This window comes from Herbihabitans rhizosphaerae (assembly GCF_004216555.1).
GTDB classification, from domain to species: Bacteria; Actinomycetota; Actinomycetes; order Mycobacteriales; family Pseudonocardiaceae; genus Herbihabitans; species Herbihabitans rhizosphaerae.
On sequence record NZ_SGWQ01000005.1, the window covers coordinates 233,199 to 258,494 of the forward strand.

23 protein-coding genes are annotated in these 25,296 nt (G+C 68.2%); 10 read left to right on the forward strand and 13 right to left on the reverse strand.

The window, feature by feature from the left end; translation table 11 throughout:
- Nucleotides 1-7: 7 nt before the first annotated feature.
- The gene (locus EV193_RS17170; RefSeq protein ID WP_242613485.1) at nt 8-1,303 is read left to right on the forward strand and encodes a glycosyltransferase 87 family protein; all 1,296 of its coding nucleotides are present in this window, start codon (nt 8-10) and stop codon (nt 1,301-1,303) included.
- On the opposite strand, the gene EV193_RS17175 is transcribed toward EV193_RS17170, so the two are convergent.
- The 3 genes from EV193_RS17175 to EV193_RS17185 all read right to left on the reverse strand — a co-directional run bounded on the left by EV193_RS17175 (nt 1,233) and on the right by EV193_RS17185 (nt 6,179).
- The gene (locus tag EV193_RS17175) at nt 1,233-2,864 is read right to left on the reverse strand and encodes a glycosyltransferase family 87 protein (RefSeq protein ID WP_130345368.1); all 1,632 of its coding nucleotides are present in this window, start codon (nt 2,862-2,864) and stop codon (nt 1,233-1,235) included. The two genes, EV193_RS17170 and EV193_RS17175, sit on opposite strands and share 71 nt — an antisense overlap.
- Nucleotides 2,865-2,977: 113 nt before the next feature.
- Nucleotides 2,978-5,683, reverse strand: coding sequence for a transglycosylase domain-containing protein (locus EV193_RS17180; protein ID WP_130345146.1), 2,706 nt, complete (start codon nt 5,681-5,683; stop codon nt 2,978-2,980).
- A gap of 91 nt (nt 5,684-5,774) precedes the next feature.
- A complete protein-coding gene (locus EV193_RS17185) occupies nt 5,775-6,179 on the reverse strand; it encodes a DUF5318 domain-containing protein (protein ID WP_207222679.1) in 405 nt (134 codons plus the stop codon).
- 171 nt (nt 6,180-6,350) lie between these two features.
- On the opposite strand from EV193_RS17185, the gene EV193_RS17190 reads away from it, so the two are divergent.
- Nucleotides 6,351-6,914: a PadR family transcriptional regulator gene (locus EV193_RS17190; RefSeq protein ID WP_130345147.1), complete on the forward strand. Its 564-nt coding sequence runs from the start codon at nt 6,351-6,353 to the stop codon at nt 6,912-6,914.
- 59 nt (nt 6,915-6,973) lie between these two features.
- Nucleotides 6,974-8,065 (forward strand): inositol-3-phosphate synthase, encoded by a 1,092-nt coding sequence (locus EV193_RS17195; protein WP_130345148.1) that lies wholly within the window; start codon nt 6,974-6,976, stop codon nt 8,063-8,065.
- A gap of 58 nt (nt 8,066-8,123) precedes the next feature.
- Here the strand turns inward: EV193_RS17195 and EV193_RS17200 are convergent, their stop codons facing one another.
- Nucleotides 8,124-8,507: a hypothetical protein gene (locus EV193_RS17200; RefSeq protein ID WP_130345149.1), complete on the reverse strand. Its 384-nt coding sequence runs from the start codon at nt 8,505-8,507 to the stop codon at nt 8,124-8,126.
- A gap of 133 nt (nt 8,508-8,640) precedes the next feature.
- Nucleotides 8,641-11,055, reverse strand: coding sequence for an AAA domain-containing protein (locus tag EV193_RS17205; protein WP_165401382.1), 2,415 nt, complete (start codon nt 11,053-11,055; stop codon nt 8,641-8,643).
- A gap of 772 nt (nt 11,056-11,827) precedes the next feature.
- Here EV193_RS17205 and EV193_RS17210 point away from each other — a divergent pair.
- Nucleotides 11,828-13,060: an MFS transporter gene (locus tag EV193_RS17210; RefSeq protein ID WP_130345151.1), complete on the forward strand. Its 1,233-nt coding sequence runs from the start codon at nt 11,828-11,830 to the stop codon at nt 13,058-13,060.
- Nucleotides 13,061-13,291: 231 nt separating this feature from the next.
- Nucleotides 13,292-15,379, forward strand: coding sequence for a PhoX family protein (locus EV193_RS17215; RefSeq protein ID WP_130345152.1), 2,088 nt, complete (start codon nt 13,292-13,294; stop codon nt 15,377-15,379).
- Between the two features lie 94 nt (nt 15,380-15,473).
- Here EV193_RS17215 and EV193_RS17220 read toward each other — a convergent pair whose 3' ends face one another.
- Nucleotides 15,474-15,932: a MarR family winged helix-turn-helix transcriptional regulator gene (locus EV193_RS17220; protein WP_130345153.1), complete on the reverse strand. Its 459-nt coding sequence runs from the start codon at nt 15,930-15,932 to the stop codon at nt 15,474-15,476.
- Between the two features lie 72 nt (nt 15,933-16,004).
- On the opposite strand from EV193_RS17220, the gene EV193_RS17225 reads away from it, so the two are divergent.
- The 3 genes from EV193_RS17225 to EV193_RS17235 all read left to right on the forward strand — a co-directional run bounded on the left by EV193_RS17225 (nt 16,005) and on the right by EV193_RS17235 (nt 18,581).
- Complete coding sequence (locus tag EV193_RS17225) at nt 16,005-17,171, forward strand: MFS transporter (protein WP_130345154.1); 1,167 nt, start codon at nt 16,005-16,007, stop codon at nt 17,169-17,171.
- A 14-nt stretch (nt 17,172-17,185) separates the two neighbouring features.
- Nucleotides 17,186-17,863, forward strand: coding sequence for an SDR family oxidoreductase (locus EV193_RS17230; protein WP_130345155.1), 678 nt, complete (start codon nt 17,186-17,188; stop codon nt 17,861-17,863).
- 64 nt (nt 17,864-17,927) lie between these two features.
- Nucleotides 17,928-18,581 carry a DUF222 domain-containing protein gene (locus tag EV193_RS17235; RefSeq protein WP_130345156.1) on the forward strand — a complete coding sequence of 218 codons (654 nt, stop codon included), beginning with the start codon at nt 17,928-17,930 and terminating at the stop codon, nt 18,579-18,581.
- A gap of 571 nt (nt 18,582-19,152) precedes the next feature.
- Here EV193_RS17235 and EV193_RS17240 read toward each other — a convergent pair.
- From EV193_RS17240 to EV193_RS17250, 3 genes are read right to left on the reverse strand one after another with little or no spacing between them, the layout of a single operon-like run.
- Entirely contained in the window at nt 19,153-19,335 is a 183-nt protein-coding gene (locus EV193_RS17240; protein ID WP_130345157.1) for a DUF397 domain-containing protein, read from the reverse strand.
- Nucleotide 19,336: 1 nt separating this feature from the next.
- Complete coding sequence (locus EV193_RS17245) at nt 19,337-19,531, reverse strand: DUF397 domain-containing protein (protein WP_423202176.1); 195 nt, start codon at nt 19,529-19,531, stop codon at nt 19,337-19,339.
- 21 nt (nt 19,532-19,552) lie between these two features.
- The gene (locus EV193_RS17250; RefSeq protein ID WP_130345159.1) at nt 19,553-20,428 is read right to left on the reverse strand and encodes a helix-turn-helix domain-containing protein; all 876 of its coding nucleotides are present in this window, start codon (nt 20,426-20,428) and stop codon (nt 19,553-19,555) included.
- Between the two features lie 117 nt (nt 20,429-20,545).
- On the opposite strand from EV193_RS17250, the gene EV193_RS17255 reads away from it, so the two are divergent.
- Complete coding sequence (locus EV193_RS17255; protein WP_130345160.1) at nt 20,546-20,824, forward strand: hypothetical protein; 279 nt, start codon at nt 20,546-20,548, stop codon at nt 20,822-20,824.
- Here EV193_RS17255 and EV193_RS17260 read toward each other — a convergent pair whose 3' ends face one another.
- Nucleotides 20,825-22,129: an amidohydrolase family protein gene (locus tag EV193_RS17260; protein WP_130345161.1), complete on the reverse strand. Its 1,305-nt coding sequence runs from the start codon at nt 22,127-22,129 to the stop codon at nt 20,825-20,827.
- On the opposite strand from EV193_RS17260, the gene EV193_RS17265 reads away from it, so the two are divergent.
- Nucleotides 22,128-22,643: an SRPBCC family protein gene (locus EV193_RS17265; RefSeq protein WP_130345162.1), complete on the forward strand. Its 516-nt coding sequence runs from the start codon at nt 22,128-22,130 to the stop codon at nt 22,641-22,643. The genes EV193_RS17260 and EV193_RS17265 overlap by 2 nt on opposite strands.
- On the opposite strand, the gene EV193_RS17270 is transcribed toward EV193_RS17265, so the two are convergent.
- The 3 genes from EV193_RS17270 to EV193_RS17280 all read right to left on the reverse strand — a co-directional run bounded on the left by EV193_RS17270 (nt 22,611) and on the right by EV193_RS17280 (nt 24,907).
- Nucleotides 22,611-23,630: a nitric oxide synthase oxygenase gene (locus tag EV193_RS17270; protein ID WP_242613452.1), complete on the reverse strand. Its 1,020-nt coding sequence runs from the start codon at nt 23,628-23,630 to the stop codon at nt 22,611-22,613. The genes EV193_RS17265 and EV193_RS17270 overlap by 33 nt on opposite strands.
- Before the next feature lie 74 nt (nt 23,631-23,704).
- Nucleotides 23,705-24,340 carry a tRNA (guanosine(46)-N7)-methyltransferase TrmB gene (gene trmB, locus EV193_RS17275; RefSeq protein WP_242613486.1) on the reverse strand — a complete coding sequence of 212 codons (636 nt, stop codon included), beginning with the start codon at nt 24,338-24,340 and terminating at the stop codon, nt 23,705-23,707.
- 72 nt (nt 24,341-24,412) lie between these two features.
- Nucleotides 24,413-24,907 (reverse strand): hypothetical protein, encoded by a 495-nt coding sequence (locus EV193_RS17280; protein ID WP_242613453.1) that lies wholly within the window; start codon nt 24,905-24,907, stop codon nt 24,413-24,415.
- Between the last annotated feature and the right edge of the window lie 389 nt (nt 24,908-25,296).

A 25,296-nucleotide genomic window follows, 5' to 3' on the forward strand; every position in this document is an offset into this window, starting at 1 on the left:
ACGTGTGATGGGGGGACTGTCCACAGCTGGCCGGGTGATGCCGGCGCGCCTCGCGGCCGCCGGTCCGTGGGTGTTCGGCGTCTGCGTCACCCTGCACCTGCTGACCGTCGTGCTCTGGCCGACCGCGAACTGGCTCTTGATCGATATGCAGGTCTACCGCGCCGGCGGTGACCACGTGCTGCACGGCGCGCAGCTCTACGACCAGCCGGTGCTCGGCCCGCTGATGTTCACCTACCCGCCGTTCGCCGCGGTGCTGTTCGCGCCGCTGGCGGTGCTGCCGGTCCCGGTCGTGCAGGTGCTGGTGCTGGCGCTGGACCTGGTGCTGCTGTACGCGATCGCGCGGCTGTGCCTGCGCCGGCTCACCACCGCGCGCGGGTCCGAGCTGGCCAGGCTGAGCCTGTTCGCCGCCGGGCTGGCGATCTGGATCGACCCGATCCGGATCACGATCTACCTCGGGCAGATCAACATCGTGCTGCTCGCGCTGGTGGTGTTCGACCTGTGCGGCAAGCGCGGCCGGTGGACCGGCGTCGGTGTCGGCATCGCCGGGGCGATCAAGCTCACCCCGCTGATCTTCGTCCCGTTCCTGCTGATCACCCGGCAGTTCCGGGCGGCGGCGGTGGCCACCGGCACGTTCGCCGCGACCGTTGTGCTGGGCTTCCTGTTCGCGCCGGCCAGCTCCGGCCGGTTCTGGTTCGGCGGCACGTTCATGCACCTCAACCGGGTGGCGGTGCCGACAGAGCCGGGCAACCAGTCGATCAACGGGGTGCTGCTGCGCGCGTTCGGCGACGGCCAGCTCAAGACCGTTCTGTGGATCGGCCTCACGGTCGTGATCGGTGTCGCCGGCATGGCGCTGGCCGCCGCCGCGTACCGGCGTGGCGAGTGGCTCCCGGCGATCGCCCTGGTCGGGATGCTCGGCTGCGCGATCTCGCCGTTCTCCTGGAACCACCACTGGGTGTGGCCGGCGCTGCTACTGGTGTGGCTGTTCGCCAAGGGCACCAGCCGTGGCATGCGCGCCGCGCTGATCGGCTTCCTGGTGTGCCTCGGGCTGCCGAACGCGTTTCCCATGCCGTTCCAGCCGACCCCGGCGATCGTCTCCGGCTGGATGTACGCGCCGGTGACCGGCTGGTTCAGCGTGCACGTGCTGCACAACCTGTGGATGCTGGTCTACCTCGCGGCCGGCATCGGGTTCGCCAGGTGGCTGCGCACCACCAAGCCGATCGAGAAGCTCGACGTCATCCGGCCCCGGTCGGAGTCCCAGTCGGTGCGGCGTCCGCCGAAGACCGATTCCGCCGCCGCGGGTTGATCACGAACCGGTCCGGCGCACTGTCGAGGAACCCGCCGCACGGGTCGTCGTCGCCGAGTTGGCGCACCTTGTCGGTGGCCGGCCGGTAGATCTCACGGATCACCGCCACGCACAGCGCGATCACCGCCAGGTCACGCAGCACGACCGTGCCGAGGAACCAGTCCGGCGGCAGGCCCTTCTTGTCCTCCCCGAGGTAGAACATCATTCTCGGCACCCAGACCAGCGCGTCGATCAGCATCCAGCCGAGCAGGGGCTTCCACCGAGGTATCGCCAGCACGGCCAGCGGCACCAGCCACAGCGAGTACTGCGGGCTCCACACCTTGTTGGTGATCAGGAACGCCGACACCACCAGGAAGCACAGCTGCGCCACGCGCGGGCGCACCGGCGCGGACAGCGCGATCAGCGCGATGCCGGCGCAGCACGCCAGGAACAGCACGATGCTGACCGCGTTCAGCCACGAGGGTGTCGGCGGCGGCTGGGTCGAGCCGAGGTTGCCGTCGAACCCGAGCCACCCGCTGAAGTGCGCGACCACGTTGTACAGCGAGTCCGGGTCGGCCGCTCTGATCGAGTTGCGGTGGAAGAACTCCCACCAGCCGCGCGGGAACGCCAGCGCGATCGGCAGGTTCACGGCCAGCCACGTGACGGCGGCGGCCCCGGCGGCCATCGTCCAGGCACGCATCTTTCCCGCGCGCAGACACAGCACGAGCAGCGGTCCGAGGATGAACAGCGGATACAGCTTCGCCGCCGCGCCGAGCCCGAGCAGCACGCCGGCCAGCACCGGTTTTCGGCGCGCCCAGGCCAGCAGCCCGGTCGCCGCGAACGCGGTGGCCAGCGTGTCGAAGTTGGTGAACGCGTGCACCATCACCAGCGGCGACGCGGCGACCAGCACCACGTCCCATTTCCGGCGTCCGGCGGACATCGCGACCGCCCACACGGTCACCAGCCAGGCCAGCGCCAGCCACAGCGCGCTGATGTTGAAGTACACCGCCACCGGGAGCGCGCCGGGCAGCCAGCCCTCGTCGGACACCGCCATCCACAGGTCGGTGATCTTCGCGTTGGCCCACTGGAACAACCCGGTGAGCACCGGGTACTCCATGTACCGGTCGTAGGTCAGCGGCTTGCCGTCCCGCCCCTTGATCGTGAGCCCGTTGTGGTCCTTCTGCTCCTCGGTCCAGTGCACCTGGTACGGGAAGCCGCCTTCGTGGAGCTTCTCCGCCGAGTACAGCGGGACGACGTCGGAGTAGCACATCGCCACGTACGGCCGGTTGGCCCGCCAGTCCAGCTCGAGGCGCTGCTGTTGCTGGCAGGCCTTGTCGTTCGCGGCGCAGGACGGCGGGTTGCTGAACTGCTGGATGCACGCGGCCTTGCCGAACCAGCCCAGCGCCAGCGCGACCAGCGCGAGCAGCAGGCCGACCCGCAGCGGTGTCCAGAACCAGTGCCGCCCGACCGCGGCGTGCTCGCCGAGCGGCCCGCCGATCGGCCGGCTGGCGTGCCGGGCGATCGGCTCGGTCCACGTCGGCGGTACCCGTTCGTCCGGCGAGAGCGAGTCGGTGTCGGCCACCCGACCGTCGCGCGCCGGCGTGGTGGGCTCGTCGCCCCCGGTGGGGTCGGTCCCTGGTTCGGCGAGGTCGCGTGACACGCGGGCAGACTAATGGGCCGCGTGTCAGTTCTGGATCAGGGTGAGCGTCCCTCGTTCTCTCTTCGTGCGTCCCCGCTAGGTCCGCCGCCGGGGAGCGTCGGCCACGTCGGCCGCGGCGGCTTGCTGGTGCTGGTCGGCCGGCCGGGCGTCGGCTCCGTCGTGGGCACCGTGGTCGGCTGGGTGGTCGGCGGCAGCGTCGTCTGGGTCGGCGGCGGCTGCGTCGTCGAGTTGGACGGCCGGCTCACCGAGCTGGACGTCTCGTCGGACGCGGCCTTCCCGATCGGCTCGAACTTGGAGAAGTTCGTCTTCGGGAAGTTGCGCACGTTGGAGTACTCGGTCAGGAACTTCTGCCAGATCTCGCCAGGCAGGTCCTTGCCGTAGATGTCCTTGCCCTTCTTGTCCTTCAAGGGCTGCGGCTTGCCGTCCGGCCCGACCGCCGCGAGCGACACCGCGCTGGACACGTACGGCGTGTAGCCGACCATCCAGGCCTTGGAGTTCTCCTCGCTCTTGTTGTCGCTGCCGTAGAACTCGTGCGTTCCGGTCTTGCCGGCGCACGGGCGGCCACCACAGTTCAGCTTGGAGTACGGAATCACCTTGATCAGCGACTCGGTGACGTTGCGGGCGATCTTCTTGTTCTTCTCTTCGTCCTGGTCGTAGGCCCTCTGCGGGGCCTTCGACGTCTCGTGGTACAGCGAGCCGTCCGGATAGGTGACCTTGGTCACGAAGTGCGGCGTGTGGCGCATGCCGTCGTCGGCGAAGGTGGCGTAGGCGGCCGCCATGTCGATCGTGCGCACGCGAGTGTTGCCACCGCCGATGGAGATGTTGCCGTCCGGCGCCCCGCCCTTGTCGTTGACCAGCGTTTTGGCGTTGCCGATCGTCGTGGGGATGCCGGAGTCGTGCGCGGCCTTGGCCACCGCGGGCGTGCCGACGATGTTCAGCGCGATGTCGAAGAACACCGTGTTGACCGACTCCTCCATGGCTCGGGCCACGGTGCACGGGTTGTTGCAGTCCTTGCCGCCGGAGTTGGTCACGGTCGCGGCGCCGAACTTGCGCGGCGAACTGCCGTCGTAGCTCTCGCCGAGCCCCTTGTCCTTGCGCAGCAGCGCCACCAGGTCGAACGGCTTGAACGACGAGCCCGGCTCCTGCAGTGCTCTGTCGTGCCCGGCCCAGTCCAGGCCGCTGCCCTCACCGCCGTAGTACGCGCGTACCTCGCCGGTCTTCGGGTCGATCGCGACCAGGGCCGGGATCAGGTTCTTCGGCTGGTCGGCCATCGCCTCGCGGACGGTCTTCTCGGCGATGTCCTGGCCCTGCTTGTCGATCGAGGTGTGCACGATCAGGCCGCGCTTCTGCACCTCGTCCCACAGGCTGCGGCCGTTGGTCGTCTCGGTCGACTCGAGTTCCTTCTGGACCTGGTCCTTGATGTACTCGCGCGGGCCGAGCTGCGCGCTCTGGACCTTCTGCTGCGGCACCGGCACGGGCTTCTGCGCGGCCGCGCGGTCGGCCTGGTTGAGCTTGCCGTTGGCCACCATCTGGTCCATCACGTACTTCCAGCGGCGGTCGGTGTACTGGTCGTTGGACCACTTGTTGGGCAGCTGGATGATGCCCGCGATGAACGCGCCCTCGGCCACGGTGAGCTGGCCGACCGGCTTCTTGAAGTACGCCTGCGCGGCGGCCTCGATGCCGTAGGCGCCCCGGCCGAAGTAGATCGTGTTCAGGTAGGCCTGCAGGGTGTCCTGCTTGGTCCACTGGTTGTTCATCTTGTAGGCCTTCACGACCTCGAGGGCCTTACGGGTGAAGGTCTTGTCCTCGTTCTCGGTGGCCTTCTTGATGTACTGCTGGGTGATCGTGGACCCGCCGCCGGTGCCGCCGGTGACCTGGTTCCACGCGGCGCCGAGGATGCCGGTGAAGTCGAAGCCGGGGTTCTCCCAGAACGTGGAGTCCTCCGCGGCCAGCACGGCGTTCTGCACGTGCGTCGGAACCTGGTTCAGCTTGACCAGCGTGCGCTTGCCACCCTCGGGGTCGATCCTGGTGAGGTCGGACGTGCCGTCGTTGTACTTCAGCGTCACCGACTGCATCTGCTGTGAGGCCAACGCCTCCGGCGTCTCGATCTCCACCATCTGGTACGCGATGAAGAACGCCACGATCGGGCCGACGATGCCGAGGAACATCAGCACGTACATGGTGCGCCGCACCCGCCGCCAGATCTTCTTGCGCCGGCGGCGTTTCTCCTCCTCGGCGGTCAGCGGCGAGTCCGGACCGTCATCGTCGTACACCGCGTCCTCGTCGTAGTCGTCGTACCCGTCCGGCTCCCGGTGGGTGAGCAGCGCCGGCTCGGCGCGGTACCCGCCGGCGCCGGTGGCCGGCGGCAGGTACTCGGTCGGCGCCTCCGACGGGGGCATGGCCGGCCGAGGCGGTGGTCCGCCGGGGCCGGGACGCGGTGGTCCGCCGGTGCCGGGCATGGGCGCACCGGGACCCGGACGCGGACCCTGCCGGGGCGGGCCCGGCTGGGGACGGTTCGGCGGCGGCCCGCCCGCGCGTGCGCCCGGCGCGGGCTTGCGGGGGGTGGGACGCGGCGGCGGGGGCGGCGGGTCGTCATCGTCGTCGTCATCCCACGACGGTGCCCAGAAGCCGGTCTGCTCGCGCGGTTCCTCGCGCGGAGCCCGACCGGGAAGGTCCGGGTCGTCGCCGTCCGGCCATGCCGGCTCGGAGGAGTGACGACCGCCGTCACGATGGTGGTTCACGAAAAGGCCTCCCAGAGCGGCGCGGGTAATGACCGCGGCGTTCGGTGGTCATGCCCCGACAGACGGCCGGCGCGGTGTGCGTCCAACGAGCTCACTCGGCCGCCGTCCTCCTGCTCGGCTTGGTGGTACGCAGGCTTTCGGTGCCGAGCACATACGACTGGACCAGGTGATTCCAGGTGCAGCTACGGCACACCTCTACGTCGTAGACGCTGAACTCCGCGAACAGGTTGGCCATCCGGGCCAATTCTTCTGTCGTGCGCGCCGAGCCGGAGGCGTGTTTCAACGCGTCGCCGTACACCCAGGACACCAGGGTCAGCGACTCCTTGCGACAGACGGGGCACATCACGTCGCTCGGCCTGCCGTGGAATTTCGCGGCGCGCAGCAGGTACGGACTCGCGTCGCAGACCTCCATGGTGCCGAGGCGGCCAGAGTAGACCTCCGCGAGCAGCGCCCTGCGCTGCAGCGCGTAATCCACCACCTGCCGTTGCGTTCGCACCCCAACAGGGTACGTGCAGACGCCATACCCCGGGGTAGCCGTTTCGCGATCGTCTCGTGACATGCGTCGTCGCGTGGTGTCTGCCACATGTCAACGTTCGGTGCACCACACTGATGTATCGGCGCGATATAGTGAGGCGGTAGGTCAGCCAACACGTGAGTGGGGGTGTGCATGCTCGAGCTCGCCATCCTGGGTCTCTTGCACGACTCCCCCATGCATGGCTACGAGCTGCGCAAACGGCTGCACGAGCTGCTCGGCACGCTGCGCGCGTTCTCCTACGGCTCGCTGTACCCGACGCTGCGGCGTCTGCAGCGGGCCGGGCTGATCGTCGAGGAGCAGCCGACGACGCCGGCTCCCGACCGTACGGCCGCGCGTTCTTGGGGCAAGCGCGGCAAGCGGGTGTACAAGCTCACGGCCGAGGGCAAGGAGCGGTTCGCCGAGCTGTTGGCCGACGCCGGACCACAAACGTGGGACGACGAGGGGTTCGGCGTCCACATGGCGTTCTTCTCCCGGACACCGGCCGAGGTGAGGATGCGAATCCTGGAGGGTCGCAGGCGTCGCGTCGAGGAACGGCGAGAAGGCCTGCGGTCCACCTTGGCAAGGGCCGGCGAACAGATCGACCGCTACACCCGCGAGTTGCACCGGATGGGTTTGGAGAGCAGTGAGCGGGAGGTCCGCTGGCTCAACGAGCTGATCGCGGAGGAACAGCGCGAGCAGCGCGGCCCTGCCAGTTGATACGGCGAACGCGAGCGCACTGAACGACTGAGGACCGAACGAGTTAAGGAGAGACCGGCATGGGCGAGAACGGCCGTAGTGTCCGGGTGGCCATCGTTGGCGTCGGCAACTGCGCGGCGTCGCTTGTGCAGGGCGTGCACTATTACCGCGACGCCGACCCCGCCTCCAGAGTGCCGGGCCTGATGCACGTCCAGTTCGGCGAGTATCACGTGCGCGACGTGCAGTTCGTGGCCGCGTTCGATGTGGACGCGAAAAAGGTGGGGCGCGACCTGTCCGAGGCGATCGTGGCCTCGGAGAACAACACGATCAAGATCTGCGACGTGCCGCCGCTCGGGGTGACCGTGCAGCGCGGGCACACGCTGGACGGGCTCGGCGAGTACTACCGCGACGTCATCACCGAGGCCGACGAGGACCCGGTCGACGTGGTGAAGACGCTGCGCGACGCCAAAGTGGACGTGCTGGTGTCCTACCTGCCGGTGGGCTCCGACGACGCGGACCGGTTCTACGCGCAGTGCGCGATCGACGCGGGTGTGGCGTTCGTGAACGCGCTGCCGGTGTTCATCGCGTCGGACCCGGAGTGGGCGGCGAAGTTCACCGAGGCCGGCCTGCCGATCGTGGGCGACGACATCAAGTCCCAGGTCGGCGCGACGATCACGCACCGGGTGATGGCGAAGCTGTTCGAGGACCGCGGGGTGGAGCTGCTGCGCACGTACCAGCTGAACTTCGGCGGCAACATGGACTTCCAGAACATGCTGGAGCGCAAGCGGCTGCAGTCGAAGAAGATCTCCAAGACGCAGTCGGTGACCTCGCAGGTGCCGCACGAGATGGCCAAGGCGGACGTGCACATCGGGCCGTCGGACTACGTGCCGTGGCTCGACGACCGCAAGTGGGCCTACGTGCGGCTGGAGGGGCGGTCCTTCGGTGACACCCCGCTGAACCTGGAGTACAAGCTCGAGGTGTGGGATTCGCCGAACTCGGCCGGTGTGATCATCGACGCGGTGCGCGCCGCGAAGATCGCGCTGGACCGCGGCATCGGCGGGCCGATCCTGTCCGCGTCGTCGTACTTCATGAAGTCGCCGCCGGAGCAGTACTCCGACTCCGAGGCGTTCGACGCCGTGGAGAAGTTCATCCGCGGCGAACTCGACCGCTGAATCGCCGAACCAGCTGACGGCTCCTGCCCGCGCGCGGGCAGGAGCCATTGTCAGCCGGTCAGCACCAGGAGCCGAGGACGTCCAGGCCCTGGTAGTCGAGGATCTTGACCCAGCCGGTATTCGCCGGAATGTATCCCCATTCCGTGTAGAGACCGCACTTGCCGACGTGGAAGCCGTCGATATCGACGCCGTGGCCGCCGGCACTGGCGCCGGGCTTGAGCCAGAATGACGACCCGCCAGGATTACCCCAATTCGTGGTGACCTTGATTTTGATGCTGGAGTGGTTGGCGATCCGGCCGCACTTGTAGTACTCGTCCTGACTGCAACCGCCCCTGACCTCGGTCGGTGTCGCCTGCGCGGTCATCGGCGCCGCCAGGCCGATTCCCGACGCCAGCGCGACGCCGGACAAGGTGAACGCGATCTTCCTATTGATTTTCCCCATTACTTTCTCCCCTATTTCGTGCCCGTTGTTCGGGCACCCCCGACGTCAACATGCGCCCGACTCGATTGGGCGGTCAATCGAATTCGAGCAGCATCGAATGACGTCAGCCGATCGGGTGGAGTCGAGCACCTACTTATGTGCGCGGATCTCTCATCGTACGAACCTGGTCGATGATCGCCGCCGGGTCGAGGTACGCCTGCCATCCGGGAACGCGAACGACGCGCCACCCCAGCCCGCGGAGTCGAGTGTCGCGCACCGCGTCCCGGCGTTGCTGGCGGGCGCCAGTGTCACCGTCCGGATATCGGCTGATCTCGACGTCGATCAACTCTCCATCCGCTCCCGTTATCGCGATCTCGACCGGATAACCCTGAACCAGCTGACCACGTCGGCTGGGGATTCCCTTCGCGGTCAGGGCGGCGCGCACCCGGTCGGTCAACACGTCGCCGGTCGTCGCGTGGCCGGTCGCCGTCGCGGTCGCGGTCTCGGCCAAGGTGCGAAGTACGCGCGGACCTCGGGTGCGGATCGCCAGGGCATCGCCGAACACGATCAGTCGGTGCTTGGCCCGACTGACCGCCACGTTCACCAGGTTGCGCTGCGATTCGAGCCAGCCGATGGTGCCCGGCTGCGCATCCGTGGAGATCACCGTTGAGAACAGGATCGTCTCCCGCTCGCCGCCCTGGAAGGTGTGCGCTGTACCCACTTCGACCGCGCGGAGTCGCTCGTCTGGGTGCGCCGCCAAGGCACGCTCGATCATGTTCGCCTGTGCTCGGAACGGCGTCACCACGCCGGTGTGTTTCAGGTCGAGCTCGGACTCGGCGAGCCAATTGACGACAGCGTCCACCTCGAACTCGTTGACCACGCTGCCGGTTCGGCCGGGCCGGGTCACCCCGGTGATGTCGATCCACGTGAGACCGAGGTCCTCACGATCGTCCACCTCGGACAGCACGACCAGCTTGCCGTCGTAGAACTCCTCGTTGCAGAAGCGGATGATGTCCGGGTGGCATCGGTAATGCTCGTTGAGCAGCAACGGTTCTGGCTTGAACCGGGCGGCGAACGCGTCGAAGGCGGAGTGTTCGCCGTACGTGTGGTGCATGGCCGCGAACTGCTCGTGTGACGCTCCCGCGTCGGTGGCCAGCGCCCGCAGTCGCTCCGGCGTCGCGGTGATCACCGGTGGGAGCTGATCCGCATCGCCGACGATGACCAGGCGTTTCGCGCGGAACGCGAGGGGCAGGATCTGCGCGAGAGTGCATTGGCTCGCCTCGTCGATCACCACGAGATCGATCGACCCAGCGCGGCAGTCGAAGCTCGGCCTGGTGGAAAGGGTGGACGTCGCCCAGCCGTGGACATGTCGCAAGACCTGGGTCATCACTTCGCGGAAGGGCAACTCCTCGGAAAGCTTGTCCGCCAAGAGCTTCAGGTGTTCCGCACCGTCGGTGTAGCCGCGTCGAACCAACTCACTGGTCAAGACCCGTGACGCGGCGCGCCATCGCATATCGGCCTGCTGGAAGGCATCAAGAAGATCGCCCTCGTTGTCACGCTGGTGGGCGCCGAGGGTCTGCCACGCCGAGTCGAAGACCGACTCTGAGCGTGTCCACTCAATGATCGCCTCGACAGCGATCGTGCTGGGGAGGCCAGCGACCTCGCGGAGTTTCGCGGCGCGCCTACGCCGCAGCCATTTCCACCGCGTGCGCACGGCTTTGGCCGCGCGCTTGTCGATCTCCGTGATCGGGACACGCGGTTGCCGATCCTCCCAAACCAGCGCCCTGAGCTCGTCCCGAAGTAGGGACGCGTCGAGCAGCCCGGATTCCAACTTGGCGCGCTGCTCCAACACGTGCGCGGCGAGGTGCCGCTGGCTCGCGCAGACCTGTACTGCCTGCTCCGCACCCTCTTCCGGTTGGCGCGCAACGACTTCGGGCAACAGATCGTAGACGGCCTCGCTGAGTTTGCCGCGCACTTCCTTGTTGCCTGTGCGCAACATAAGTCCGGCGTCGATGTCGGTGGCTTTGGTGTTCACCACGTCATCGACCGGGCGATTGTTGGTGGAGCTGAGGACAACGGATTCGCCGCGTCGCCACGCTTCGGCGACGATGGCGGTCACGGTCTGGCTTTTGCCGGTGCCCGGCGGCCCGGTGATCACGGTCAGCGGATTGTGCGCCGCCGCGTCGAGGGCGATCTCCTGAGCGTGGTTCAACCGCACGGAGCATGCCTCGAGCAGGCCCGTCGCCGGCGGCGTGACGTCGTCGAACAGAAAGCGGGCCGCGCTGTTGTGCCAGTCCGGCGCGGTCTCCATCCATCGAAGATCGGCGAGCAGACTCTGTACGGCGATGTCGACCTGGCCGCGAAATGCCATCACCAGGTTGAACACCCCGACTTCCTGCGGCAGCCACAGTTCCTTGTCGGGATCGACCGGCAACAGCTTCAGCGGGTCGAGTACCGCCTCGGGGATTCCCAGAGCGCCGAGGACGGCCTTCGCCGTGGCCGTCATCGCGGCGGTGGCGCCGAATCCGATCACATTGTTGGCGATCACCTTGGCGGCCGCCGACAGCATCTCCGGGGCGAACCAGCCGGAGTGCAGTAGCGCGCTGTTCAGCCGGGGTAGGTCGTGGCTGACCGGGATGTAGGGCTCACCGTCCGTCGGCTCGATCGGTGCCGCCAGTGGACGGACGAACAGCGGCGCGATGTGCGCGCGGCGCTTGCGGTCCAGCACCACGACGGTCGGCCAGCCGTAGAACACTCCCTCCAGCGCGCCGTCCTCGATGTTGTCGAAGAGCTTGCGAACGCCGGCGGGCGCGGGCAGTCGGTCGTCCCCGCCGCAGAGGACGGTCTCGGAATCGAGCGGAAAGGGCGCCCACCTGTCGCGCGCGTTGAGTGGCACCGGCCCGGCGAGCGACTCGTCGATCACGCAGGAGCGCAGGTAGTTGACCAGGATCGACCACGGTGTGGTCCCCCGCTGCTCCGCGGACACCGGCACTCGACCACTCGCGGCACGTGTTGGCGGCGCGGTACCGCGTTGCGCGACGGCGCCTCCGGATTGGGCCGTGTCGCCGCAGGCGATACAGACGATGTGCCACTGCCCGCCGATCTTGCTGCCCAGCACGTCCAACCCTTGGCGGAGGCGCTTGGCGCAGGAATGGCAATTCTGGTCAAACCGTGCCGGAAAACGCGAGTAGTTCTCATAGCCCGCTCGGCGTGCCATCTTGCCTCCCCCAGAAGCTTTTGGATCAGCGTAGCGGGGTTGTTCGCGATGGGTAATCGGTCGTCTCCGTCACGTTCGTTAGCCGAGCTAAGCATAAGATGTTAGCCTTGCTAAGGAACTGAACATGGGAGGAGATGAGGGCGCGGTGGAGGCCCATCCGAGGTTGTTGGACGCCGTGCGGGGGCAGCCGAAGGCCGTGTGGGTCACCGCGTTCGCGGCGGTGATCGCGTTCATGGGAATCGGCCTTGTCGACCCGATCCTGCTGTCGATCGCCGAAGGGCTGCACGCCACACCGTCCGAGGTGACCCTGCTGTTCTCGTCCTACCTCGGCGTCCAGGTGCTCGCGATGCTCCTCACCGGATACGCCTCCGCCCGCTTCGGCGCCAAGCGGACCGTGATCACCGGCCTGAGCCTGATCGTCGCGGCCACACTGCTGTGCGCGCTCGCCGGCTCGATCACTCAGCTCGTCGCCCTGCGCGCGGTCTGGGGACTGGGCAACGCGTTCTTCATCGCCACCGCGCTGTCGGTGATCGTCGGCGCCGCGTCCGGCGGTCAGCGCGGCGCGATCCTGCTGTACGAGGCGGCACTGGGCCTTGGCCTGTCGGTCGGCCCGTTGCTCGGCGCGCTGCTGGGCGACATCTCCTGGCGCGGCCCGTTCGTGGGCACCGCCGTCCTGATGGCGATCGCGCTCGTGCTGTGCGCCACGATGCTGCGCCGCGACAGCGATCAGCGCCGCGACCCCGTGCGCCTGCTCGACCCGTTGAAAGCCTTGCGGCACAAGGGCTTGCTGCGTACCTCGATCGGCTCGGCGCTGTACACCGCTGGCTTCTTCGTCGTGCTGGCCTGGTCGCCGTTCGTGCTGGAGTGGGGCGCGATCCAGATCGGCCTGGTCTTCTTCGGCTGGGGCCTCGCGGTCGCCGTCGCCGGCGTGCTGCTCGCCCCGCTGGCCGCGCGCCGCTTAGGTGAGCGGATCGCCGCGCTACTCGCGGTGGTCGGCTACGCCGCGCTGCTCGCCGTGATGACCGTGCACGACAAGACCGTCCTGGTGATCGCGGTGATCGTCAGCGGCCTGGTCTCCGGCCTGCTGAACACGCTGTTCACCGGCATGGCGATGTCGATCAGCGACGCGCCCCGGCCGGTCGCCAGCGCCGGGTACAACTTCTGCCGCTGGCTCGGCGGCGCCGCGGCCGCCACGCTCGTCGGGCACGTCGCCGAGTGGTTCGGCTCGCCCCAGGCGCCCTTCCTGATCGGCGCGCTGCTCTGCCTCGGCGCGGCCGGCCTGCTCGCCGTCCCGGACCGCGCCGCCGACGCGCACGAGGTCCCGGCGACGGCCGCACTGGTCGGTGAGGAAGCCTGATAGCGCACCATTTTGTCGCATTCGCGGAATTCACGAATAAACGTATTCTCCGCAGCGCGGGGTATCGGTTCGGTAGCGCTACGCGACAGTCATCGATCCAGCAAGTGCTGTCGGTGGTCTGTTCGTCGGCTGTTCACCTGAAGGACTGACGAAGCTGACCTGTCTTGCTAACGTCGGCCCGTCTCGAACCACCACCAGGCAGTCCACTGTGGACGCGCCCGAGGAGGACCCGTGTCCCCTGCTGACCACCACGACCGCCCTCTGCTGCCGTTAGCGCCGACCAACCCGACCGGCCGCCAGGCGGTGACCTGCAAGTACCGCTGCGGCAGCGCCTGCTCGCACGAGGCGCCCAACACCTCGGACAACGCCTACTTCGGCGACGTCGTGAAGCAGTCCGTCAAGCGTCGCGGCCTGCTCAAGGCCGGCGCGGTGCTCGCGGTCGCCGGCGCCGGCACGGCGGTTGCCGTCGGCACGTCGGCCGCCGAACCGGGCCAGAACACGCCCGCCGCGCCCGCCGGGGGAAAGCCGCCGCGCGGTCGTGACGGCCTGAACTTCGAGCCGGTCAAGCCGAACACCGAGGACCGGGTCGTCATTCCCGAGGGATACGAGCAGGACGTCCTCATTCGGTGGGGCGACAAGGTTTACCCGAATGCGCCGGAATTCAATTTCGACAAGCACACCGCGATGGCGCAGGCGCACCAATTCGGGTTCAACAACGACTTCTGTGGCCTGGTGCCACTGGAGGGCAAGCCCGGCCGCTGGCTCATGGTCTCCAACCACGAGTACTCCAGCGAGCCGTTCATGTTCAAGGGCTACAACCCGGAGAACCCGACTCCGGAGCAGGTCGGAATCGGCTGGATGGCGCACGGCCTGTCGGTCGTGCTGCTGGAGCGCGACCGCAAGACCGGCAAGCTGTCGGTGAAGGTCGACTGGGAGTACAACCGCCGGATCACCCTGGACACGGTGTTCGAGCTGCGCGGCCCGGCCGCCGGCTCGGAGTACCTGAAGACCTCGGTGGACAAGACCGGCACGAAGGTGCGCGGCACGCAGAACAACTGCGCCGGCGGCGTCACGCCGTGGGGCACGATCCTGTCCGGCGAGGAGAACTTCAACCAGTACTTCGCCAACGCCGACTCGGTCACCGACCCGACCGTGAAGGCACGGTTGGCCAGGTACGGGATCAAGGGCGCCGCGTCGGAGCGCAAGTGGGAGCGGTTCGACAAGCGGTGGGACGTCGCGCAGGAGCCCAACGAGGTCAACCGGTTCGGCTACATCGTCGAGATCGACCCGCACGACCCCAAGTCCACGCCGGTCAAGCACACCGCGCTCGGCCGGTTCAAGCACGAGGGCGCGAACGTGATCGTGGCCCGGGACGGCCGCGTGGTCGCGTACATGGGCGACGACGAGCGCTTCGACTACATGTACAAGTTCGTGTCCGACGGCAAGGTCAAGCCGGGCAACTCCAAGCGCGCCCGCGAGCACAACATGACCCTGCTGGACGCCGGCACGCTGTACGTCGCGCGGTTCACCGGGGACAGCCCGCCGGCCGAGATCGACGGCTCCGGCAAGCTCCCGGCCGACGGTGAGTTCGACGGCTGGGGCGAGTGGATTCCGTTGGCGCACAACGATCGCAGCTTCGTGCCGGGCATGCCGGCCGCCGAGGTGTACGTGTTCACCCGGCTCGCCGCGGACAAGGTGTCGCCGACCAAGATGGACCGGCCGGAGGACGTCGAGCCGAGCCTCAAGACCGGCCGGCTGTACGCGGCGCTGACCAACAACACCGACCGGGGCAAGCCGGACAAGGAAGGCCCGACGGAGATCAACCCGCGCAACGGCAACAAGCACGGGCACGTGCTGGAGCTGGAGGAGGCGTGGGGCGACAACACGAGCACCCGCTTCGTGTGGCGGCTGCTGCTGGTGTGCGGTGACCCGGCCTCGCCGGACACCTACTTCGGCGGCTTCGACAAGTCGCAGGTCAGTCCGATCTCCTGCCCGGACAACCTGGCCTTCGACCGCGCGGGCAACCTGTGGATCTCCACCGACGGCAACGCGTTGAAGTCCAACGACGGCCTGTTCGCCGTGCCGGTGGCCGGCGAGCACCGCGGCCACGTGAAGCAGTTCCTCACCGTGCCGAAGGGCGCGGAGACCTGCGGACCGGTGATCGAGGACGACTTCGTGCTGGTCTCCGTGCAGCACCCGGGTGAGCTGGACGGCGCGAGCGCGGACAAGCCGGCGTCGCACTGGCCGGACGGCGGCGACTCGCAGCCGCGCCCGGCGGTGGTCGCGATCCGCAAGAAGCAGGGCCGGATCGCCGACTAAACGGGCGATCCTTAGCGACGCTAAAAGGTCGAGCCCGCTGGACCCGTTAGGCCGGCTAACGGGTCCAGCGGGCTCGACCCGGTAGTGGCCGCCGTTACGCGGGCACGGGTGGTGACTCGACGACCTTGACCAGCGGCGCCAGCTCGGGGTTCTCGGCGGCCTCGTCGAGTGCCTCACGGAGCGCGGTGTCGTTGGTCGGGCGGGCCTTCGCGAGCAGCTCCAGGCCGGTCTCGGTGACGTCGGTGTAGATCCCGCGCCGGTCGGTCGGGCACAGGTAGCGGGACAGCAGCCCGCGATCCTCCAGCCGTGTGACCAGGCGCGTCGTGGCGCTCTGGCTGAGCACCACCGCGTCGGCGACCTGCCTCATCTGCAGGTGCCCGCCCGGCCCGTTGTGCTGGCGGCTGAGCACGTCCAGCAGCGAGTACTCGCGCACGCTCAGGTCGTGGTTGGCCTGCAGCGCGCGCTCGATGTGCGCCTCGATCCTGCCGTGCAGCAGCGACAGCGCGCACCAGCCCTGGGCGAGGGCGGTCAGCTCCGGGTCCGTCGCGGTCATGCCTCCAGGATAGACCAGCATCACAATATACGGCGCTTGCAAGTATTCAGCGTCTGCAACTATTGTGAACGCATGCCACTTGCACTGCTCGCCCTCGCCATCGGGGCCTTCGGGATCGGGACCACCGAGTTCGTGATCATGGGACTGTTGCCCCAGGTCGCGGCCGAATTCCAGGTGTCGATTCCGCTCGCCGGCTATCTGGTGACCGGGTACGCGCTGGGCGTCGTGCTCGGCGCGCCGGTGATGACCGCGCTGAGCACTCGGGTCTCCCGCAAGCGGATGCTGATGGGCCTGATGGTGCTGTTCATCGCCGGCAACCTGCTGTCCGCGCTGGCGCCCACGTTCGAACTCATGCTGGCCGGCCGGATCGTCGCCTCGCTCAACCACGGCGCGTTCTTCGGCATCGGCGCGGTGGTCGCCGCCGAGCTGGTCGCTCCGGACAAGCGGGCCGGCGCGATCGCGATGATGTTCACCGGGATGACCGTGTCCAACGTGGTCGGCGTGCCGCTCGGCACGATGGTCGGCCAGACCGCCGGCTGGCGGGTCACCTTCGGCATCGTCGCGTTGATCGGGGTGGTCGGCCTGCTCGGCGTGGCCAAGCTGGTGCCGGATCTGCCCAAGCCGGAAGGTGTGCGGCTGCGGCACGAACTGGCCGCCTTCCGCAACGCGCAGGTGCTGCTCGCGATGGCGATGACCGTGCTCGGCTTCGGCGGCGTGTTCGCCGCGATCACCTACATCGCGCCGATGATGGTCGACGTAGCCGGATATCAGGAGAGTTCGGTGACCTGGCTGCTTGTGCTGTTCGGGCTGGGCATGGTCGTCGGCAATCTGATCGGCGGCCGGTACGCGGACCGTGCGCTGATGCCGATGCTGTACGTCTCGCTCAGCGGGCTCGCCGTCGTGCTCGCGCTGTTCACGGTCACCGCGCACGACAAGTTCGCCTCCGCGGTGACGATCGTGCTGATCGGCGCGCTCGGGTTCGCCACGGTGCCGCCGTTGCAGAAGCGGGTACTGGATCAGGCGCACGGCGCGCCGACGCTCGCCTCCGCGGTGAACATCGGCGCGTTCAACCTGGGCAACGCGCTGGCCGCGTGGCTCGGCGGCCTGGTGATCTCGGGCGGCTTCGGGTACACGGCGCCGAACTGGGTCGGCGCTCTTCTTGCCGGTTCGGCGCTGCTGCTCGCCGTGCTCGCCTCGTTCCTGGAGCGGCGTACGGCTGCCGAACTGGTGCCTGCCTGAGTACGGTTTGACCCATGACTGATCGTCCGCTCGCGTTGATCACCGGAGCGTCCCGCGGCATCGGCGCGGCGGTGGCTCGGGCCCTGGCCGACTCGCACGATCTGCTGCTCGGCGGGCGGGACACCGACTTGTTGCAGAGGCTTGCCGACGAGCTGCCGGCGGCGCGGCCGTGGCCGGTGGAGTTGACCGATCCGGCGGCGCTTTCCGTTGCCACGTCGGGGATCGAGCGGCTCGACGTGCTGGTGCACTCGGCTGGGATGGCTCGTCTCGGTTCGCTCTCGGAGACGCCGGCGGACGTGTGGCGGTCGACGTTCGAGGTGAACGTGGTGGCGGTCGCTGAGCTGACTCGGCTGCTGTTGCCGGCTCTTCGGGCCGCCGGCGGTCACGTGGTGCTGGTGAATTCCGGGGCGGGGATCAATGCGAATCCGGGGTGGGGTGCGTATGCGGCGAGCAAGTTCGCTCTTCGGGCTTATGGGGATGTGCTGCGCGGGGAGGAGTCGGGGATCAGGGTGACTTCTGTCCACCCTGGCCGGACTGCCACGGATATGCAGCGTGGCGTGCGGGAGCACGAGGGTGGGGCGTTCGAGCCGGAGAAGTATTTGCGTCCGGAGTCGGTGGCGGCCGCTGTGCACTCTGCCGTTTCGGCGTCGGACGACGCGCACATTACTGAGGTGATCGTGCGTCCGGTGTGATCTTTCCAGCTTGCCACCGGAATGGGGGACGCCATTTTTGTGGACGGTTCGGTAGAATAGTGGTGTGTTCGTAATAGGCGAAGAAAAGTCCTGGGACGAGGTTCTTGCAACCGCGCCTCGGGTATTTGGCGAGCCTGAGTTTGACTTCTCTGACGGGCCGTTTACGCCGGATGAGGCGAGCACGGTAGCGGAGTTGGAAATCGTTCAGCGGGATAAGGCTGCGTTGTGTGCTGATGAGGTTCGGCTGCTCGCTCAGTACAACCAGTTGCGCGCTGGGGCGGAGAATGTGTCCGAGGAGATCGGGCAGGCTTTGAGGTGGTCGCCGGGGCACGCCTCCCATCAGGTGGTGATGGCTGAGGCGTTGGTGACCCGACTGCCGCAGACCTTGGCAGCGCTCGCGCAAGGCGAGATCGATTGGGCGAAGGCTCGCGCGATGTATGAGGTCACGCGGCCGTTGTCGGATGAGCACGCCGCGCAGGTGGAAGCTGGCGTGTTGGTTGATGCGCCGGACTTCTACAAGAACTTTCGGGACAAGGCGACCCGGTGGGTGAAGAAGGTCGACCCGACGGCGCCGAGCAACGCCGGTTGGTGCGCCGCAAGGATCGGTGTGTCACCTTCAAGCTGGAGGATGACGGGGAGGCCTTCCTCGGTATTCGGGGACTGGTGGAGCAGTTGTATCCGGCGTATGTGCGGATTGACCAGCACGCGCGGCGGTTGAAGCAGCAGGGCGACGCGCGCAGTCTCGATAATTTGCGGTTCGATGTCGCCGTCGAGCACTTCTGCGGGGAGAATCAGTCGCATATCAAGACGATTGTGTGGGTGACTGTGCCGCACACCACGCTGTTGGGTGTGGACGACAAGCCGGGTGAACTATTCGGCGTCGACATACTCCCCGCGCAAGTCGTGCGGGAACTCGCGGCCGACAGGAAATCGACGTGGCGGCGAATTCTCTATGATCCGCCGAGCGGGATGATCACTGATGTGGGGCGGAAGCGTTATCCGCCGGCGGCGATGGCCGAGAATGTGCGATTGCGGTTCCGCAGATGCACCCATCCTGGCTGTGACAGGCCGGCCACGCGGTGCCAGATCGATCACACCCTCCGGCACGCCGATCACGGCCGTACTTGTCTGTGCAATCTGAATCCGCGCTGCGAGCGGCACAACCTGTGCAAGGAGAAACCCGGCTGGCACGTCGAGCAACCCGAACCCGACGTGGTGATCACCCGCAGCCCACTCGGGCACGAGACAACCGTGCGCGCGCAGCCGATCGCCGACCCGGACCCGCCGCCTTACTGACGGAGGGCGCGAAGGGATGCCACGAGATCGGCAACCGACAGGATCGGACCGTTGGGGTTCTTGCTGTCGCGCATGAGTGGTCCGGTCGGGCCGTAGGCGACTTCGATGCAGTCGCCGCCGTTGCCGTTGCCGCCGACGCCACCGCTGTGGCTGGATTTGCGCCAGTTCAGTGTCACGTCAACCGCGCTTGATCGTGTGCAGGAGCGCGTCGAAGGCGGTGGGGGCGGCGTGCAGCATGCGGCCGGTGTCGCCGGTCTTGCTGTCGCGCACGAGTGGTCCGGTCGGGCCGTAGGCGACTTCGACGCAGTCGCCGCCGTTGCCGCTGCCGCCTCCGCCGCCGCTGTGGCTTGACTTGCGCCAGTTCAGTGTCACTGTCGTCACCCTTCAGGTGTGCTACGAATCAGGATCGGGTGCGAAGCCGCGTGCTACGTCCAGGATGAGCGCTTTCGACGCCGGGAGGCTGAGCGCGGCGACACGTTTCCGCTCCCAGCTCAGTCTATAGGGCTCGGTAGTGGTCGAACGATCCCGATAGATGCCGTCTCCGGCACTTTCGACCTGCACACGGTCGGTTGACGGGTCGTTGTCGAGGCGCATGAGCAGGAACGAGATGCCCATGTGCGGATAGGCGCCGTCGGCGGCCGGTTGGATCTGGATCTCGACGTTGGGAAGATCGCAGACCTCGGCGAGGTGCAGCAACTGTTCGTGCATGACCTCGTTGCCGCCGACCGGGAGCCGGAGCGCCGTCTCGTGAATGATCGCGCGCACCTTGGGCGGCTTCGGTTGGGTGAGCACGGCCTGTCGGTCCATGCGGACGCTTTTCAGCCGGTCGACTTCCTTCTGCGGCAAGCCTTCGCCGTTGCCGTCGAACAAGGCCTGGATGTAGCGCTCGGTCTGGAAGTGTGCGGGTATCACGTCGATGTTGACCACGAGCAGATCACTCGCCTCGGACTCCAGTTCGAGCAGGGCGCGGGTCTTGACGCTGAAGAACGCTGGGAACACGCCGCGCCGGCCACGTGTCTGCCGGGCCAGCTCCATCAGGGCGGCGCGCTCGTGATCATTCAAGCCATACTTGTCCGCGAGCACGCCGAGGTTGGCCCGGTCGATCGGCGCCTCGCCCTTCTCGATCCGGCCCATGGTCACCGCGCTGGTGTCGATGAACCCGGCGACGTCGTCCAGGCGCTCGAAGCCGGCGCGCTTGCGGAAGCTCCGCAACGCGGCGCCGACCTCGCGGCGATTGCTGCTGACGGTCTTCCTCGGCTTGCCGCCCATCCACCACTCCTTCTCTGCGCGTCAGGATGAACCTATGACATACCGTGTCCGAACAGCCACGATGTTCACCCAATCGGACCGGTGTATTACTGAAGCTTCAAGATTAAGCTCGTCTGCATGAAACATGCCTACGTGTTGTCCGAGCAACATGGCACCGGCTTCTGCGCCTGGTTCAGGCACCACCGCGTCGTGCCGCTGGAAGGGCCGTCCGATGCCCTCGTCGGCGGGCTGCGCCGGTGGGCGCGCAAGATCATCGAGACCGAGCAGTTCAACGACGGACGATACTGCGCGTCGCTGGTCGAACTCGACGCGGACGGCGAGTTCGACATCTACTTCGCCATCGAGATAGAAGACATCTTCTGGTTCTACGAGCAGGAGTACGTTCCGGCGTCGTGATCACGCCAGGCGGCGGGTGACCGCGCGCGCCTCGGCGCGCACCTTGGCGATGTCCACTGTGGACGGTTCGCCGTCCGAAAGTACCTGCTCGCCGGCCACCCACACGTCGCGCACGGTGCGCGAGCCGGCCGACCACACCAGGTTCGCGAGCAGTTGATCGTCGGGCACGTCCACACCGGCCGGGAAGGCCAGGTCGTCCACGTCGACGTGCACGACATCTGCCCAGCGGCCCGGTTCGAGCGCGCCGATGTCCTCCCGGGAGGCCGCCTCCGCCCCACCGCGCGTCGCCAGCAGCAGCGCACCGGACGCGGTGAGCGCCGTCGAGTCCTGTGTGGACAGACGAGCGAGCATCGCGGCGAGCCGGGCGTCCGCCAGCAGATCGAGCGCGTCGTTGCTGGCCGGGCCGTCGGTGCCCAGTCCGATGTGGACACCCGATCGTCGCAGGTCGGCGAGGCGCGCGATCCCGGAGGCGAGCTTGGCGTTGGACGCCGGGCAGTGCGCCACCCCGACGCCGTGACGCGCGAACACCGCGATGTCCTCGTCGGACATCTGCACCGCGTGCGCCGCCAGGACTCGGCCGCCGAGGACTCCGAGCCGCTCCAGCATCAGCGGCACCGAGCCGTACTCGGCGCGCTGGGCGGTGTCCTCCCCGAGTGATTCGGCGACGTGAGTGTGCACCAGCGCACCCCGCTCGCGGGCCGCCTCCGCCACCCGGGTGAGCGCCTCGGGTGGCAGTGTGTACGCCGAGTGCGGGCCGTACGCCAGCTCGATCCGCTCGCCTGGGCCGGAGCGCAGCCCGTCCGCGTCGATCCACGAGTTGATCTCGGCGAGCATGCGCCGCCAGTCCCATCCGGGGGCGTCGATCAGCGCCGAGGCGAGCACCGCGCGGGTACCGACCTCCAGCACCGCCTCGGCGAGCCGCTCCGGGTGGAAGTACATCTCCACGCTCGTGGTCACCCCGGCGCGCAGCATCTCCACCGCGCCCAGCCGCATCCCGGCCGCGATGTCCACATCGGACAGTCGCGCCTCGGCCGGCCAGATCGCCTCGTGCAGCCAGCGCATCAGCGGCAGATCGCCGCCGAGCCCGCGCAGCACGGTCATCGGCGAGTGCGCGTGCGCGTTCACCAAGCCGGGCAACAGAATCCCGGTGCACTCGCGCACCGGCGCGTCGAACGGCGGCGCGTCCGCGAACGGTCCACAGTGGACGATCCGGCCGGCGTCGTCGACATCGATCACACCGTCGCGGATCACCGTGCAGGCGGGATCGCAGGGAAGCACGGCCGGCGCGCGTAACCTCAGTGCCATGCCGAGGATCCTCCCAGAGCGCGTGCGCGACGTGCGCCTCACCATGCGGCGATCTGTCCGCGCGGACCAGTCCCGCGCCTTCGACACGGTGGTCGCCGAGGACGTGCTGCCGAAGGTGCTGCATCGGTTCCTGCTGATTCCCTCGGTGATCGGTACGGAAGGCAACACCGGCCCGTGGGACGTTCCCGGATCACGTCGCAGGGTGCTGTTCTCCGATGGCACGAGCGCCCGTGAAGAGGTGCGCGAATGGGTGGAGAACACCCGGTTCGCCTACCGCGTCGACCAGTTCGACGCCGTGCTCGGTCGGCTGGTCACGCACGCGACCGGCGAGTGGGACTTCACCGGCGCGCCCGGCGGCAGCGCGTTCAACTGGACGTACACCTTCCACGCCCGGCACTGGCTGCTGAGCCCGCTGGTGCACCTGTTCACGCACACGCTCTGGCGCGGCTACATGTCCCGATGCGCGGACCGGTGCGCGCGGCTAGCCGAGGCCGGACCGGAAGGCGGGGCGTGACGGGTGCCGCCCGGTCGGCGCGTATCGCTCCGGCGACTGCTCGATGGTCACCCCGGCGGCGTCGAACGAGTGCAGCACCGCCCGGTTCAACTCCAGCGTCGCGCGCTCCAGCCACAGCGTGCGGTCCGACGAGGTGTCCAGCCCGAGCCGGCGCGCCACCACGCGGGCGAACCCGTAGCAGCGCTCGTCGGCCAGCTCGTCCTCGCCGATCGTGCAGCCCAGGTACACGCCGTTGAACGGAGCGCACGGATAGGTCACGCCGCCGATCTCCAGCCGCATGTTGCTGATCGCCGGCACCGCGTGCCAGCGCAGCCCCAGCTCGACGAACCACGGGAAGTCCGGGTGCTCCAGCGGCACCTCGCGCACCGCGTCGCGCGGCAGCGGGATCGCGCGCCGGCCGTCCCGGGCGGTCTCGATCAACAGTGGGAGCTGGTCGAACCAGCCGCGGCCGGCCGGCGAGCGCCAGCCCAGTGCTCGGGCGGTCTCGGTCAGCTCGCCGTGGCGGCGGTCGCCGGTGGCGATACGACCGCTGTGATCGCCGTAGCCGGCGTAGCGCACGAGCTGCTCGTTGAGAATTCGCGGACCGGGCGCACCTGGCGCGTCCGGCGCGAACACGGTCACCACCGGTCTGACCCGGCCGTCGGGCGCGGCCAGCCGCAGGTGGCGCACGCACTCGCGGGCGATGACGGCGGCGTCGGACACCGTGCGCAGGTCGCGCACGAGCAGCCCGCGCCACGGCACGTGGGCCGGGCACCAGCCGCTGTCCCGCAGCGCGACGCGCGCGCCGAAGGCCAGCTCAGCGGGTGTGTGGCGGTACGTGCCGGTCGCCGTGATCTCGGTGCGCATCCGGGCGAGCCGAGTGTTGACGTCGCCGGCGCGAGGCCGGGCCCTGTGGAACATCCGGACGAAGTCGTCGGCGGCGCTGATGTCAACCGTCGGTGGACCTGCCGGGCGCGGAAGGAGGATGTCGTCGCGTAACGCGGTCACAGAGTAGTTATCGGTCCCTCACCCTGACCGACTGAATTACCTGGTCGTGTGGCGTGTCGCTACCCGTTGTCCACTCAGAGTTGTTTTCGCTCGTAGATGAGGTCCCGCACGACCCGGCCTTCCTCGCGTGCGCGCGACTCGAACTTGGTCACCGGCCGCCAGTCCGGCCTGGGCGCCCAGTCGGCGTTCCGGTTGCGCAGCAGCGGTTCGGCCGAGCACACCTCGAGCATCTGCTCGGCGTAGTGCTCCCAGTCGGTGGCCAGGTGCAACGTGCCGCCCGGCGCGATCCGGGACGCGACCAGCGCGACCAGCTCCGGCTGCACGAGCCGCCGCTTGTGGTGGCGCTTCTTGGGCCACGGATCGGGGAAGAAGATCCGCACGCCGTGCAGCGAATCCGGCGCGATGTGATCCTCCAATACGGTGACGGCGTCGCCGCGCAGCAGCCGGATGTTGGTCAGGCCCTTGGACTCGGCGCGCATCAGCAACTGGGCCAGCCCGGCCTGGTACACCTCGACGGCCAGGTAGTTGATCTCGGGCGTGGACTCGGCCAGCGCCGCCGTGGTCTCGCCCATGCCGGAGCCGATCTCCAGCAACACCGGCGCGTGCCGCCCGAACCACTCGTCCAGGTCCAGTGGGCCGTTCAGCTCGGCCACTTCACGGCCGACGCTCGGCCACAACCGCTCCCAGGCGCGCTCCTGGCCGACGGTCATCCGGCCGCCGCGCTGCACGAAGCTGACCACGCTGCGGCGATGTGCGGTGTTCGACACCGGCACGACAGTAATTTACGGCGCGAGCGACTCGAACATCGACAGGTTGGCGCGCAGGTCGGCCGGCCCGTTCACGACGACCGCGCGCGGCGGCGTGTAGCCGGCGTGCGGCGGCACCAGGTCCAGCCAGCCGAGGTGGCGGTCGGTGAACTGCAGGGTGGTCGGTATGCCGGGCCCGTCGAGCAGACGCTCGGACGGCATGTACTCCCAGTAGCCGGTCTCGCCGTCCGCGCCCCACGGCACGAACACCCAGCCCGGCCGGCTGTCCAACAGCTTGGCCACCCGGTCCTCGATCAGGAAGGCGTCGCGCCGCGAGCGGATCGATCCGGCGGCCAGCGCCCGCAGCCACCAGGGGGCGGGCAGGTCGGGCTCGGCGGCCGCGGCTCTGCGGTACAGCTCCAGCACGTGCCGCTCCGGCGCTTTGTGCAGCCAGGCGCGGCGGGCTCCGGCGGGCGTGGTCGACGCGTCGTTGGGTTGTTCGAGGGCCTGCGCCCACTCCAACCCGATCATGGCCTCGACGCGGGGACCGGCGTCGTTGTCGGCGACTGGGGATTGACTCGTCGGCATCGTGTTCGCTACCGCCAAGATCCACCTCCGGGGCATCTGTGACGGGTTCACTCTTGATATCTACGCAGGTTAGAGGCCTACGTCCGGCAACTGTGGCCTAGCTCACAGGTGCTTAACGTGGTCTTAACCGGTCCGCCTGTTGTAAGTAAGCCGGTTCGGCGGTCACCCACCGAACCGGCTTTCGAGCCAGTGGACCCTCCGGCTGACAAAACAGTCGTACCGTGCTCGCCGCGTCACTCGATAGAGCACAAAGCCCCTGCGTAACCCCTGTTCAACAGGCCGAGACCCGGACCGCCCCCCGAATGGCGGCCCGGGTCTCGATTTCCCTCCTC